The 13,548-nt window shown below is 72.0% G+C and carries 14 protein-coding genes; 7 read left to right on the forward strand and 7 right to left on the reverse strand.

Annotated elements, in window-relative coordinates; translation table 11 throughout:
* Positions 1-79: 79 nt before the first annotated feature.
* The 4 genes from VGN18_RS19870 to glgX form a co-directional block, all read right to left on the reverse strand.
* A complete protein-coding gene (locus VGN18_RS19870) occupies positions 80-925 on the reverse strand; it encodes an ABC transporter permease (RefSeq protein ID WP_327541463.1) in 846 nt (281 codons plus the stop codon).
* Positions 922-1,932, reverse strand: coding sequence for an ATP-binding cassette domain-containing protein (locus VGN18_RS19875; RefSeq protein WP_327541464.1), 1,011 nt, complete (start codon positions 1,930-1,932; stop codon positions 922-924). Before VGN18_RS19875 ends, VGN18_RS19870 begins: the two co-directional genes overlap by 4 nt.
* Before the next feature lie 137 nt (positions 1,933-2,069).
* Positions 2,070-2,843, reverse strand: coding sequence for an HAD-IIA family hydrolase (locus VGN18_RS19880; protein WP_327541465.1), 774 nt, complete (start codon positions 2,841-2,843; stop codon positions 2,070-2,072).
* A 41-nt stretch (positions 2,844-2,884) separates the two neighbouring features.
* Positions 2,885-5,068 carry a glycogen debranching protein GlgX gene (gene glgX, locus VGN18_RS19885; protein ID WP_327541466.1) on the reverse strand — a complete coding sequence of 728 codons (2,184 nt, stop codon included), beginning with the start codon at positions 5,066-5,068 and terminating at the stop codon, positions 2,885-2,887.
* A gap of 47 nt (positions 5,069-5,115) precedes the next feature.
* On the opposite strand from glgX, the gene VGN18_RS19890 reads away from it, so the two are divergent.
* From VGN18_RS19890 to VGN18_RS19915, 6 genes are read left to right on the forward strand one after another with little or no spacing between them, the layout of a single operon-like run.
* Entirely contained in the window at positions 5,116-6,255 is a 1,140-nt protein-coding gene (locus VGN18_RS19890) for a S1C family serine protease (RefSeq protein ID WP_327541467.1), read from the forward strand.
* Positions 6,239-7,150, forward strand: coding sequence for an ABC transporter ATP-binding protein (locus tag VGN18_RS19895; protein ID WP_414655078.1), 912 nt, complete (start codon positions 6,239-6,241; stop codon positions 7,148-7,150). The genes VGN18_RS19890 and VGN18_RS19895 overlap by 17 nt, the downstream gene beginning before the upstream one ends.
* A gap of 49 nt (positions 7,151-7,199) precedes the next feature.
* Positions 7,200-8,006, forward strand: a complete 807-nt coding sequence (locus tag VGN18_RS19900; protein ID WP_327541469.1) for an enoyl-CoA hydratase/isomerase family protein — start codon at positions 7,200-7,202, stop codon at positions 8,004-8,006.
* Complete coding sequence (locus VGN18_RS19905) at positions 8,003-8,950, forward strand: class I SAM-dependent methyltransferase (RefSeq protein WP_327541470.1); 948 nt, start codon at positions 8,003-8,005, stop codon at positions 8,948-8,950. The genes VGN18_RS19900 and VGN18_RS19905 overlap by 4 nt, the downstream gene beginning before the upstream one ends.
* Positions 8,947-9,612, forward strand: a complete 666-nt coding sequence (locus VGN18_RS19910) for an HAD hydrolase-like protein (protein ID WP_327541471.1) — start codon at positions 8,947-8,949, stop codon at positions 9,610-9,612. Before VGN18_RS19905 ends, VGN18_RS19910 begins: the two co-directional genes overlap by 4 nt.
* Before the next feature lie 10 nt (positions 9,613-9,622).
* Positions 9,623-10,228 (forward strand): acyltransferase, encoded by a 606-nt coding sequence (locus VGN18_RS19915; protein WP_327541472.1) that lies wholly within the window; start codon positions 9,623-9,625, stop codon positions 10,226-10,228.
* Here VGN18_RS19915 and VGN18_RS19920 read toward each other — a convergent pair.
* Positions 10,168-11,382, reverse strand: a complete 1,215-nt coding sequence (locus VGN18_RS19920) for a glycosyltransferase family 4 protein (protein ID WP_327541473.1) — start codon at positions 11,380-11,382, stop codon at positions 10,168-10,170. The two genes, VGN18_RS19915 and VGN18_RS19920, sit on opposite strands and share 61 nt — an antisense overlap.
* Positions 11,383-11,406: 24 nt before the next feature.
* On the opposite strand from VGN18_RS19920, the gene VGN18_RS19925 reads away from it, so the two are divergent.
* Positions 11,407-11,952 carry a hypothetical protein gene (locus VGN18_RS19925; RefSeq protein ID WP_327541474.1) on the forward strand — a complete coding sequence of 182 codons (546 nt, stop codon included), beginning with the start codon at positions 11,407-11,409 and terminating at the stop codon, positions 11,950-11,952.
* 3 nt (positions 11,953-11,955) lie between these two features.
* Here VGN18_RS19925 and VGN18_RS19930 read toward each other — a convergent pair whose 3' ends face one another.
* Both VGN18_RS19930 and VGN18_RS19935 read right to left on the reverse strand, forming a co-directional pair.
* Positions 11,956-12,750 (reverse strand): class I SAM-dependent methyltransferase, encoded by a 795-nt coding sequence (locus VGN18_RS19930; protein WP_327541475.1) that lies wholly within the window; start codon positions 12,748-12,750, stop codon positions 11,956-11,958.
* A 20-nt stretch (positions 12,751-12,770) separates the two neighbouring features.
* The gene (locus tag VGN18_RS19935; protein ID WP_327541476.1) at positions 12,771-13,511 is read right to left on the reverse strand and encodes a hypothetical protein; all 741 of its coding nucleotides are present in this window, start codon (positions 13,509-13,511) and stop codon (positions 12,771-12,773) included.
* Positions 13,512-13,548 lie beyond the last annotated feature (37 nt).

Below are 13,548 nucleotides of genomic sequence, written 5' to 3' on the forward strand. Positions count from 1 at the left end.
CCTTCACCGTCAAGCCGGAGACGATGCGCGTGGTGACGCCGCGGGTCGGCTGATCCGCGGCGCCGGCCCGTCCCGAACGTCAGCGGCTGGCCGCCCGCTTGTACTGCCGCACCGCCAGCGGCACGAACACCACGAGCAGACCGATGATCCACAGCAGTGTGTAGATGATCGGGTGATGCAGTGACCAGGGGTGGGTCGGCAGCTTCGCCGTACCGGTGTTGCCGAACAGCTGGCGCGATGCCTGGGTCACCGACGACACCGGGTTCCAGTCGGCGATCGTCCGCAACACGCTCGGGAAGTTCTTGGTCGGCACGAAGGTGTTGGCGATGAACGTCAGCGGGAAGATCACCACGAACGAGGCGTTGTTGACCACCTCGGGGCTGGGCACGATGAGCCCGACGACCGCCATGATCCACGACATCGCGTAGGCGAAGGCCAGCAGCAGCAGGAACCCGACGATCGCCTCGCCGACCGAGGACCGGATGCGCCAGCCCACCAGCAGGCCGGTCACGGACATGATCACGACGACTAGCACGTTGTTCAGCACGTCGCTGGTGGTGCGGCCGACGAGCACGGCCGAGCGCGACATCGGCAGCGACCGGAACCGGTCGATGATGCCCTTCTGCATGTCCTCGGCCAGGCCGGCGCCGGTGAGCGTCGAGCCGAAGATCACCGTCTGGGCGAAGATGCCCGGGATCAGGAACTCGCGGTAACCGACGCCGGGCACCGGGATCGCGCTGCCGAAGACGTAGGCGAACAGCAGGATGAACATGATCGGCGAGATGGTCGAGAAGACCAGCAGATCGGGCACCCGCTTGATCTTGATGAGGTTGCGCTTCGCGACGGTGGCGCCGTCGACGAAGACCTTCAACCGGCTGACCGGCCGGGGCGCCGGACGGGACGTGGATTCGACGAGAGTGGTCATCGGGTCACCTCCGCGAGGGACTCGGTCGCCTGGTCGGACCGGTCGGAATCGGTCGCTGGATCGGCGATCTCGGCGGCGTGGCCGGTCAGGCTGAGGAAGACGTCGTCGAGCGTGGGGCGGCGCAGTGCGACGTCCTGCACGACGATGCCGGCCGTGTCGAGGCGCCGCAGCGCCTCGATGAACACCGACGATCCACCGGACACCGGCCCGGTGACCCGCCGCTTGTGGTCGTCGATGTCCACCGTGCCTTCGGCGAGCTCGGACAGGATGTCGCGCGTGGCCAGGAGATCGGAGCCCGACGCCACCACGATCTCGACCCGCTCGCCGCCGACCTGGGCCTTGAGCTCGTCGGCCGTGCCCTCGGCGATCGAGCGGCCGTGGTCGATGACGACGATGCAATCGGCGAGGCGGTCGGCCTCCTCGAGGTACTGCGTGGTGAGCAGCAGCGTCGTGCCGGCCTTCACCAGCTCGACGATGACCTCCCACATCTCGGTGCGGCTGCGCGGGTCGAGGCCGGTGGTCGGCTCGTCGAGGAACAGCACCGGAGGCGAGGCGACGAGCGCGCCGGCGAGGTCGAGGCGGCGGCGCATGCCGCCGGAGTAGGTCTTCACCGGCCGGTCGCCGGCGTCGGACAGGCTGAACCGCTCGAGCAGCTCACGCGCCCGCGAACGCGAGCCGGATCGACCGAGCCCGTAGAGGCGGCCGATCATGTCGAGGTTCTCGTACCCGGTGAGGTATTCGTCGACGGCGGCGTACTGGCCGGAGAGGCCGATCTGCCCGCGCACCTGCGCCGGGTGGCGGACGACGTCGAGGCCGGCGACGGTGGCCGTGCCGGCATCGGGGGTCAGCAGGGTGGTGAGCACCCGCACGGCGGTGGTCTTGCCGGCCCCGTTGGGGCCGAGCAGGCCGAGGACGGTGCCCTCGGGGACGGTGAGATCGAGGCCGTCAAGGGCACGGACCTCGCCGTACACCTTGACCAGACCCTCGGCGGTGATGACATCGGACATCGACGGAGCTCCCTCTTTTCGGGCGTATCGCGGTGCGTCGCCAGCCTAGAGAGGGGTACCGACAGGACTTCGGACCGCGCCGACGAAGCGCAGTCACTATGACATCAAAGTGATGTCACGGCAATGTCATTGCCGGATCAGACGAGGTCGACGACGTCGGCGATCGAGTCGAACACGTGGCCCGGGCGCCACGGGAACCGGGCGATGTCGGCCGGACGGGTCGAGCCGGTGAGTACGAGCATGGTGTCGAGCCCCGCCTCGATGCCGGCGACGATGTCGGTGTCCATGCGGTCGCCGATCATCACGGTGTTCTCCGAATGCGCCTCGATGCGGTTCATCGCGCTGCGCAGCATCATCGGGTTGGGCTTGCCGACGAAGTACGGGTCGCGCCCGGTCGCCTTGGTGATCAACGCCGCCACCGAGCCGGTGGCCGGCAGCGGTCCCTCCTCGGACGGCCCGGTGACGTCGGGATTGGTGGCGATGAACCGGGCGCCGTTCTCGATGAGCCGGATGGCCCGGGTGATCGCCTCGAAGGAGTACGTACGCGTCTCGCCCAGCACCACGAAGTCGGGGTCGCGGTCGGTGAGCGTGTAGCCCTCGTGGTGCAGCGCGGTCGTCAGGCCGGCCTCGCCGATGACGTAGGCCGAGCCGTGCGGCACCTGGTCGGCCAGGAACGTCGCCGTGGCCAGCGCCGAGGTCCAGATCGACGTCTCGGGCACGTCCAGCCCCGAACGGGCCAGGCGCGCCGACAGGTCGCGGGGCGTGAAGATCGAGTTGTTGGTGAGGACGAGGAAGCGCCGGCCCTTCTCGACGAGGCGGGCGAGGAACTCGGCCGCACCCGGCAGCGCGGCTTCCTCGCGGACCAGGACGCCGTCCATGTCGGACAGCCAGCATTCGGTGGGGGCGCGCATGGCGCCAGTCTGTCAGGCCCGGAACGCTCAGGCCCGGACGCTCAGGCCCGGTGCACGCGAAGCAGCAGCACCGAGCGGTGCGACATCGCCATCTTCGTGCCGGCGGTGATCAGCGTGGCGTCGGCCGGCTCGCCGCTCACCCCGCGGGTGTCGATCACCGGCTCGTAGGCCGCGGCCCACGGCTCGCCCGGCAGCGTGAACGTGCCGTCGGCGTCGCCCGAGTGCAGCAACAGGAGGAACGACTCGTCGACGATGGGTTCGCCCCGGCGGCTGCGGTGACGCAGCTTGCGGCCGTCGAGGTACATGCCGATCGACCGCAGCCCGGCGTCGAACCAGTCGCCGTCGGAGAGCTCGCGCCCGGCCGGGTGGAACCAGGCGAGGTCCTTACAACCGTCGCCACCCTCGACCGCGCGTCCCTCGAAGAAAGCGCTCTGCCGCAGGACGGGGTGCTGACGCCGTAGCGCCACCAGCCGGCGCACGAGCGCGAGCATGTCCGCGGCCTCCTCGCCGCCGGACCAGTCGAGCCAGGAGATCGCGTTGTCCTGCATGTAGGCGTTGTTGTTGCCGCCCTGCGAGCGCCACATCTCGTCGCCGGCGACGAGCATCGGTGCCCCGGTGGACAGCAGCAGCGTGGTGAGCAGGTTGCGCGCCTGTCGCCGCCGCAGCGCGACCACCGACGGCGCCGCCGGATCGCCCTCGGCCCCGCAGTTGTAGGAGCGGTTGTCGTCCGTGCCGTCGCGATTGCCCTCGCCGTTCGCCTCGTTGTGCTTGTGCTCGTAGGACACGAGGTCGCGCATGGTGAAGCCGTCGTGCGCGGTGACGAAGTTGATCGAGGCGATGGGCAGCCGGCCGTCGTCGCCGTAGAGGTCGGACGAGCCGCTGAGCCGGTACGCGAGGTCGCGCACGCCGTCGGCGCCGTGGGCCCAGAACGAGCGCACGGTGTCGCGGTACTTGCCGTTCCACTCCGTCCACAGCGGCGGGAACTCGCCGACCTGGTAGCCGCCGGCGCCGACGTCCCACGGCTCGGCGATGAGCTTGGCCTGCGAGATCACCGGGTCCTGGTGGATCGTGTCGAAGAACGACGACAGCTTGTCGACGTCGTGCAACGAGCGGGCCAGCGCCGACGCGAGGTCGAAGCGGAACCCGTCGACGTGCATCTCGGTGATCCAGTAGCGCAGCGAGTCGGTGATCAGCTGCAGCGGGAACGGCCGGCGCGGGTCGAAGGTGTTGCCGCAGCCGGTGTAGTCGACGTAGCGCGACGGGTCATCGGTGGCCAGCCGGTAGTACGAGCCGTTGTCGATGCCGCGGAAGCTCAGCACCGGACCGTCCGGGCCGCCCTCGGCGGTGTGGTTGTAGACCACGTCGAGGATCACCTCGATGCCCGCCTTGTGCAGCGCGCGGACCATCGCCTTGAACTCGCGCACCTGGTCGCCCTGGCGGGCCGCGAAACCGGCGTCGGGGGCGAAGAACCCGAGTGTGTTGTAGCCCCAGTAGTTGCGCGCGCCCCGCTGCTGCAGGTGCGCCTCGGACACGAAGTGGTGGACCGGCATCAGCTCGACCGCGGTGATCCCGAGCGAGAGCAGGTGCTCGATCGATGCCGGGTGGGCCAGCCCGGAGTAGGTGCCGCGCAGCTCGGGCGGGATGCCGGGATGCTGCCGGGTGAACCCGCGCACGTGCAGCTCGTAGATGACCGTGTCGTCCCATCCGACGTTCGGGCGGTGATCGTCGCCCCACGGGAACGCGTCGTGCACGACCACCGAGCGCGGCACGCACGGCGCGGAGTCGAGGTCGTTGCCGGGGTAGACCTTGGGGTCGTCGACGTAGCGTCCCTCGATGGCGCGGGCGTACGGGTCGACCAGCAGCTTGTGCGAGTTGTGGAACAGGCCCTCGGCGGGCGCGTACCTGCCGTCGACCCGGAAGCCGTAGCGCTGGCCCGGCCCGATGCCGGGCAGGTAGCCGTGCCACACGTGGTACGTCGTGTCGTCGAGCGGGATGCGCGTCTCGGCGTCGTTGCCGTCGAAGAGGCAGACCGTGACCGCGGTCGCGGTGGTCGACCAGAGGGCGAAGTTGGTGCCCTCGCCGTCCCAGTGGGCGCCGAGCGGGAACGGCTGCCCGGGCCACGCCAGCGGCATCCGGGCCGCGAGCGCAGCGGTAAGTTGCTCGGGCAGCACGCAGCGGACCTTACCGACCCGGGTGGGGGTGCCCGACACTCCCAGGTTTCTCATGGGTAGGACTCAGGGGACGTTTGGCTGCCCACGGTTGATTGGTGCCCATGAGAACGAGACACGCCTACGCAGCCCTCGCCGCGACCGCGGTGCTCGCCGTCGCCGGCGGGTACGCCGCCGGCAGCGGCGCGGGCTCGACCGTCATCGCCGGGTCCGGCTCCGTCGCCGCCGATTCCGCCCCCGATCTCACCCCCAACGTCCCGGTGTTCCCCGGTGGCTCGGACGGATCGAACGGAGGCTCGTCCGGCTCGGGCGGTGGCACGAGCAACGGCACCGCGTCGGCCAGGCAGCAGGTCGGCATCGTCACCGTCGTGTCGGTGCTGAAGTACCAGAACGCCGAGGGCGCCGGCACCGGCATGGTGCTCAGCTCCGACGGCGAGATCCTCACCAACAACCACGTCGTCAACGGCGCGACGAGCATCACCGTCACCGTCGAGACCACGGGCCGGTCCTACCGGGCCGACGTCGTGGGCACGGCCCCGACCGAGGACGTCGCGGTGATCAAGCTGCGCAACGCGTCGGGCCTGCAGACCGCGAAGTTCGCCGGCTCCGCCGCCGGTGTGAAGGTGGGCGACACCGTCACCGGCGTGGGCAACGCGGGCGGCACCGGCACCCTGACCTCGGCGACCGGTGCGGTGACCGCGCTCGACCAGGCGATCACCGCCTCCAACGAGGGCGGCGGCGACGCCGAGAAGCTCACCCGCCTGATCCAGACGAACGCGCCGATCATCTCCGGCGACTCCGGCGGCCCCCTCTACGACTCGTCCGGCGACATCGTCGGCATGAACACCGCGGCGTCGACGAACCTGCGCACCGGCACGGCGGCCGAGGCCTACGCGATCGCGATCCAGAACGCGAGGTCGGTCGCCGACAAGATCGAGAGCGGCGTCGAGACCGCGGCGATCCACATCGGCTACCCGGGCTTCCTCGGGGTCAGCACGGTGAGCGCGGGCGGTGCGGGGGCGGGCGTGTCGGCCCTGCTCACCGACGGTCCCGCGGCCCGTGCCGGCATCGCCCAGGGCTCGACCATCACCGCGATCGACGGCATGAAGGTCACCTCGCCGCAGTCGCTGCGTTCGGTGCTCACGGCCAAGGACCCCGGCACCAAGGTGTCGGTCACCTGGACCAGCGTCGACGGCACGTCCCACACCGCGTCGGTGACGCTGGCCACTGGGCCGGCCGACTGACCGGCGGGTAGCGCCGAAGCAACGACCGGCGCCGTGCGGGTGGCACCAACCCCGCGCGGCGCCGGTGCGCTTTGATGGACGCGTGGCCGAAGTGAACCCCGACGCAGTCCTCCAGTTCGTCGATGTGACCGTGCGACGCGGGACGAAGCTCCTTCTCGACCGCATCAACTGGACGGTCGAGGTGGACGAGCGCTGGGCCGTCCTCGGCGCGAACGGGGCGGGCAAGACCACCCTGCTGCAGATCGCCGCCGCGGCGATCCACCCCACATCGGGGGAGGCGTACGTGTTCGGCGAGCGGCTCGGTCGCGTCGACGTCTTCGAGTTGCGACCGCGGATCGGCCTGGCCAGCGCGGCGCTCGCCGAGCGCATCCCCGGCAGCGAGACCGTCAGCGACGTCGTCGTCAGCGCCGGCTACTCGGTGCTCGGGCGCTGGCGCGAGGCCTACGGCCGCCTCGACGTCCGGCGCGCCGCCCGGCTGCTCGAACGGGTCGGCGTCGGCGCGCTGGGCGCCCGCACGTACGGCACCCTCAGCCAGGGGGAGAAGCAGCGCGTGCAGATCGCCCGCGCGCTCATGACCGACCCCGAACTGCTGCTGCTCGACGAGCCGGCGGCCGGCATGGACCTCGGCGGCCGCGAGGACCTGCTGCGCCGCCTGACCCGCTTCGCCGAGGATCCCGACGCCCCGGCGTCGGTGCTCGTCACCCACCACGTCGAGGAGCTGCCGCCCGGCATCACGCACGCGATGCTGCTGCGTGACGGCACCGTCGTGGCCCAGGGCCTGGCCCGTGACGTGCTCACCGCCGGGCCGCTGTCGGAGACGTTCGGGCTCCCGCTCGAGGTCGAGCGGCGCGAGGGCCGCTGGTACGCCCGCGCCCGCGCAGCGGTCACGCCGTAGGCTCAGGCCGCTGTCGACGGGGCCGTCGGTGCGGACGAGAGGGGCCGGAATGGGCGAGTTGGTACAGGTCGAGATCGGTGACGGATCGGACGGCGCGCCGTCCGGGGTGGCGACGATCCGGCTGACCCGGCCACCGATGAACGCCCTCAACACGGCCATGCAGGAGGAGTTGCGCGCCGCCGCCGAGCAGGTGAGCAGCGACGGCTCCGTCCGCGCCGTCGTCCTGTTCGGGGGCGAGAAGGTGTTCGCCGCCGGTGCCGACGTGAAGGAGTTCGCCGGCCAGGACCACGCCTACATGCTGCGCGACGCCCACCGGCTCACCTCGGCGCTCGATGCGCTGGCCCGCATCCCGAAGCCGGTCATCGCGGCGGTCACCGGCTTCGCGCTCGGCGGCGGCTGCGAACTCGCGCTCACCGCCGACTTCCGGGTCAGCGCCGACAACGCCAAGTGGGGCCAGCCCGAGATCCTGCTCGGCATCATCCCCGGCGCCGGCGGCACCCAGCGCCTGCCGCGGCTCATCGGCCCGGCCAAGGCCAAGGACCTCATCTACACCGGACGTTTCGTGGCCGCCGACGAGGCGCTCGAGCTCGGCCTCGTCGACGTCGTCGTGCCGAAGGACGAGGTCTACCCGACCGCCCTCGCCATGGCGGCCAAGTTCGCCAAGGGCCCGGCCCACGCGCTGGCCGCGGCCAAGGCGGCCGTCGACGGCGGGCTCGACGGTGACCTCGCCTCGGGGCTGCGGCTCGAGGCCCACCTGTTCGCCTCGCTGTTCGCCACCGAGGACCGCACCATCGGCATGACGTCGTTCATCGAGAACGGGCCGGGCAAGGCGGTCTTCACCGGGGCGGGCGAGTGACGGCGGCTCGCCCGAACGCCACCGCCGAGGAGGTCGAGGCGGCCTGGAGCGATCCCAAGCTGGCCAACATCCTCTACCACGACTGGGAGGCCGGCACCTACGACGAGAAGTGGTCGATCTCGTTCGATGAGCGCTGCATCGCCTACGCCCGCGAACGGTTCACCCACGTGGCCGGCGCGTCGGGCCACCCCTACGCGAAGTCGCTCGAGCTCGGCTGCGGCACGGGCTTCTTCACGCTGAACCTGAAGCTGGCCGCGGTCATCGACGAGGGGCACGTCACCGACCTCAGCCCTGGCATGGTCGAGGTCGCGCAGCGCAACGCCCGCGCGCTCGGCTTCGAGGTCGAGGGTCGCGTCGCCGACGCCGAGCAGCTGCCCTACGACGACGACACCTTCGACGTCGTCATCGGGCACGCGGTGCTGCACCACATCCCCGATCTCGACACCGCCTTCGCCGAGATCCTGCGGGTGCTCAAGCCCGGCGGGCGTTTCGTCTTTGCCGGCGAGCCCACCCGGCACGGCGACTTCGTGGCCCGACGGCTGTCCCGCCTCACCTGGTGGGCGGCCACGAACATCACCCGGCTGCCGCACCTGGCCGCGTGGCGTCGCCCGCAGGCCGAGCTCGACGAGTCGTCCCGGGCCGCCGCGCTCGAGGCCGTCGTCGACATCCACACCTTCCCGCCCGCCGAGCTCGCCGCGACGGCCGAGCGGGCCGGCGCGGTGCAGGTCCACGTCGCGACCTCGGAACTGCTGGCCTCGTGGTTCGGGTGGCCGGTGCGCACCTTCGAGTGCGCGGTGCCGCGCGAGAAGCTGGGCCTGCGCTGGGCCACCTTCGCCCTCAAGGGCTGGCAGCGGCTCTCGGCCGTCGACGCCCGGCTCGAGCGGGTCGTGCCCAAGGGGTTGTTCTACAACGCCGAGATCACCGGCCTGAAGCCCTCGACGTGACCGAGCTCGTCCTCTTCGACCTCGACGGCACGCTGTCGGACTCCGCCCCGGGGATCCTCGCCGCGCTGCGGCACGCCTTCGCGGTCAACGGCGTGCCGCCGCTCGACGCCGAGACCGAGCAGGCGCTGCTCGGCCCGCCGTTCTACGACTCGCTGCCTCCGCTGATCGGCGACGTCGACCTCTGGGACGTCATCGGCGCCTACCGCGAGCACTACGGCGCGGGCGGCATGTTCGACACCACCGCCTACGACGGCATCGGCGCGGTGCTCGAGCGGGCGAGCGCGTCCGGCCTGCGGATGGCGGTGGCCACCAGCAAGCCCGAGGCGTACGCGATCCCCATCGTCGAGCACCTCGGGTTCGCCGATCACTTCGAGACGATCGGCGGCGACGAGAAGGACGGTTCGCTCGGCACTAAGGCGCTCGTGATCGACAAGGTGCTGCGCCGCCTCGGCGACGTGGACCCGCAGGAGGCGGTCATGATCGGTGACCGCGAGCACGACGTCTTCGGCGCACGCGAGCACGGCATCCGCTGCATCGGGGCGGCCTGGGGCTACGGGCTTCCCGGCGAGCTCGTCGCGGCCGGGGCCGAACCGATCTGCGCGGCACCGGGCGAGTTGGCCGCCGCGCTCGGACTCGGGGCGGACGATGCTGCAGCGTCGTGATCCCGGCGCGATGAGGAGCCCCCGCTTCGTCACCCTCGCCTCGCTGCGCTGGATCGTGCGCCACCGTGCGTACACGCCGTGGTACCTCGTGCGGTACTGGCGCTTCCTGCGGTTCAAGATCGCCAACCCGCACGTCGTCACCCGCGGCTTCGTGTTCATGGACCGCGGCGTCGAGGTGTACTGCCGCCGCGGCTACGGCCGCATGATCCTCGGCCGCTGGGTGCACCTCGGGGTGCGCACCGCGCTGCGCTGCCACGAGGGCACGCTGAGCCTGGGCGACAAGAGCGTGCTCGGCCGTGACGTGTCGATCAACTGCTACCTCGACGTCGAGATCGGGGCGGCGGCGCTGATGGCCGACAGCGTCTACATCTCCGACTTCGACCACAAGTTCGCCGACCTCGACCGGCCGATCATGACCCAGGGCATCACGAAGTCGCGTGTGCGCATCGAGCCCGACGTCTGGATCGGCACCAAGGCGACCGTCGCCCGCGGCGTCGTTATCGGCGAGGGTGCGGTCGTCGGTGCCAACGCCGTCGTCACCCGCGACCTGCCGCCCTACAGCGTTGCCGTCGGGGTGCCGGCCCGCGTGGTGAAGGACCGCCGCGCGCCCTCGTAGACCTCGACGGTGCGGGTGGCCACGGCCGTCCAGCCGAAGCGGCGTCGCACGGTGCGGGCCGACCGGGCCGCGTCGCGCTCGGCGGTGGCCGGGTCGGCCAGCACCTTCCCGACCGCCGTCGCCAGGGCGTCGACGTCGCCGGCCGGGAACGACCCGGCCACGAGACCGGCGTCGACGAGATCGCGCAGGCCGCCGGTCTCGGCCACCACCAGCGGCGTGGCGACGGCCGCGGCCTCGAGGGCCACGATGCCGAACGGTTCGTAGAACGACGGGACGACGACGACGTCGGCCGCGGCCAGCACGGCCGGCAGCTCGGTCTCGGGGACGAAGCCGAGCCAGTCGACCGCCCGGGCGATCCGCTGCCGCCGGGCGATCGCGCGCAGTTCGGCCTCGTGCCCCCCGGTGCCGGCGATCGCCAGACGCAGTTGCGGACAGGTCTCGCGGAGCGGCCGCACGGCGTGGAGCAGCGTCTGCACGCCCTTCTCGTGGACGAGCCGGCCGGCGAAGGCGAGCACCGGCCCCTCGCCGGCGAACCGGGTCCGGGCCTCGCGGCGCTCACGGGCCGTCGGCCGCCAGCGGGCGGGTTCGATGCCGTTGGGCACGACCGCCACCGACGAGGGCGCGAGCCCGAGCGAGGCGACCTCGGCCCGCATCGTCTGCGAGCACGTGATGACGGCGTCGGCCCGGCTCGCCAGCCATCGCTCGACCGAGTGGATGGCCCGGTTCAACGGCTCGGGCAGCCAGCCCTGGTGCCGCCCGGCCTCGGTCGCGTGCAGCGTGGCCACCAGCGGTGCGCCGGCGACCTCGGACAGCGTGATGCCCGCCTGGGCCACGAGCCAGTCGTGGGCGTGGACGACATCCGGCCGCCACCCGGGCAGCAGCGGCAACGCGGCCCGCACGAGCGCGTGCTCCCCGGCCTGCGACCAGGCGAGCAGGGACTCGATGGTGAAGCCGATGTCGATCGGGTCGACGGCGGCGCGGACGACGCGCACGCCGTCGCGCACCTCCTCGACCACGCCGGCCGACTCGCCCCGGCACACGACGCGCACGTCGTGCCCGGCCGCGGCCAGCGCCCGGGCCAGCGCCTCGACGTGCCGGCCGAGACCGCCGACGACGAGGGGCGGGTACTCCCAGGACAGCATCAGCACCCGCACGGCGTCGCACACTAGTCTGCTCGGGTGTCCGACTCCCGCCCGGCGACGTCCCGGATGGCCTTTGCCGGCCTGGTGCTCGTCTTCGCCGGCCTCGTGTTCTGGGTGGTCTCGCGCTGGATCGCCGGTGGCGAGTCGCACTCCTTCACGCCGGGGGCGGTGGCGCCGACCTACGTCGAGGTGACCGCCGGCCACACCTACAGCCTGGCCGTGCCGGGCGGCGCGCTGACGGTCGCGGGGCAGGGGCGGCAGCTGAAGTCGGTGCAATGCACGGCGAACCAGCAGGACCAGGCACCGGCGCCGCTGCAGCTCGCGCTCGAGTCCGACACCAGCAAGGCCACGGACCGCATCGCCACGTTCGTCGCCCAGGACACCGGCCTGATCCACGTCGCCTGCCCGGGCCTCACGCACGTCTTCGTCGACAACGCCGACGGGCGGGCCGACGACCCGTCCGGGCGGTGGCTGGTCCTCGCCTCGATCGCCCTCGCTGTCGGCATCCCGCTGACGCTGTCCGTGCTGCGCCGGCCCGGCCGGTTCGGCCGCCCCCTGCCGGTTCCGGCCGACGCCGACTGAAGGTCAGGCCGGCCGGGCCAGCACGACGAGGTCGAGCGACGCGTCCACCGGACGCTCGCCGTCGGCCACGATCTCGAAGTCGGCGGTCGTCACCGACGAGACGTCCGTGTGCAGTACGGCGGGCCACTCGCCCGGGGGCCGGCTGATCTGGGCGCCGACGAAGGACCCGCCGTGCCTGGCGTCGAGCCCGGCGAGGCGCGGCCCGGCGTGCAGACCGGCCAGCAGGTCGATGTCGAAGCCGCCCGCGCGCAGCAGGGCCACCAGTTCGGCGCCGGTGAACTCGACGGTGTGGAACGGGTTGAGGGGCGTGTCCTGCCCGGGGGAGAACGTCAGCCGGTTCGGCGTCGTGACGAGCAGCCGCCCGTCGGGGCCGAGCACCCGGCGGCACTCGCCGACGAACTCGGGGTGGTTCCAGACGTGCTCGATCACCTGCAGCGTCACGACGAGATCGCACGATCCCGACGGTGCCGGCAGGGCGGCGAGATTGGCCCGGACGAAGCGGGCCTGGGGGTAGCGCCGCCCGGCGTGCGCGATCGCCGCCGCGTCGTAGTCGACGCCCAGCACCGCCGCGGCCGCCCCCGCGAGCATCGCCGTGCCGTAGCCCTCACCGCAGCCGACCTCGAGCACCCGCCGGCCGGCCGCCAGTGGCGCGGCCCACTCGTAGGCCGCCTCGTGACGGCGGAACCAGTAGTTCTCCTCGGTGATACCGGGCACGGTGCGCTCGCCGGTGAGCGGCAGCGCCTGCTCGGGATCGATGACGTCGTCTCCTCGGGTCGGTGGGCTGACGGCGAGGGACACGGTAGCGCCCGTGGTGGTGCTCAGCCGCCGGGGACCGCCGGGGCGCCCTCGTTGCGGTCGGAGCGGAAGTGGTCGAATCCGCCGCGGTCCTTGCGCCAGCTCGTCGAGGCGCCGAGCACCAGCGCGGCGGTGACCGCCGCCGCGACGAGGGTGACGAGCAGCGCGACGACCCGGGCCTTGCCACCGGGCACCGCGCTGTGCTCGGCCACGGTGCGCTCGACCCGGCCGCTCACCAGCCGCCAGGCCGGGACGAGGCGGCCGAGCACGTGCAGCCCGGTCGCGACGCCGAAGACGATGAAGCTGCCCTGGTGCAGGGTCAGCATGTCGAGGCCGAGGAAGAACGGGTTGCGTCCCGAGGTCGGGCCCATCGCGATGAGGGCGAGGCCGGTGCCGAGCACGCCCAGGGTGGAGACGACGACGAGCGGGCCGAGCAGGCGCAGCAGCATCGGCGGCGGCCCGGCGGTCACGTAGACGTCCTTGTGCAGGTAGTAGCGCACGAGGCGCCATCCGGTCGACGCGGTCTTGAGCAGGGCGACCGGCACCAGCAGCGTGCCGACCACGATGTGCCAGCTGATGAGGCCGCGCACGTCGAGGGCGGTGACGGTCTCGATCGCGATCAGCACCAGCAGGACCAGACCGGTCCAGGCTGTGAGCCGGGCGTTGCCCGCGGGCCCGCCACTGGTGGGCAGCACCGGGTCGGCGCGGCGGGTCTTGCCGATGGCCTCATCGGTGACTGCGGTGAGCATGGGCGCGAGCGCCATCGTCGGTCCTTCCGGCGGGTCGAGGTTCTAATCCTGG

It is taken from the genome of Jatrophihabitans sp. (assembly GCF_036000465.1).
Lineage (GTDB): Bacteria > Actinomycetota > Actinomycetes > Mycobacteriales > Jatrophihabitantaceae > Jatrophihabitans.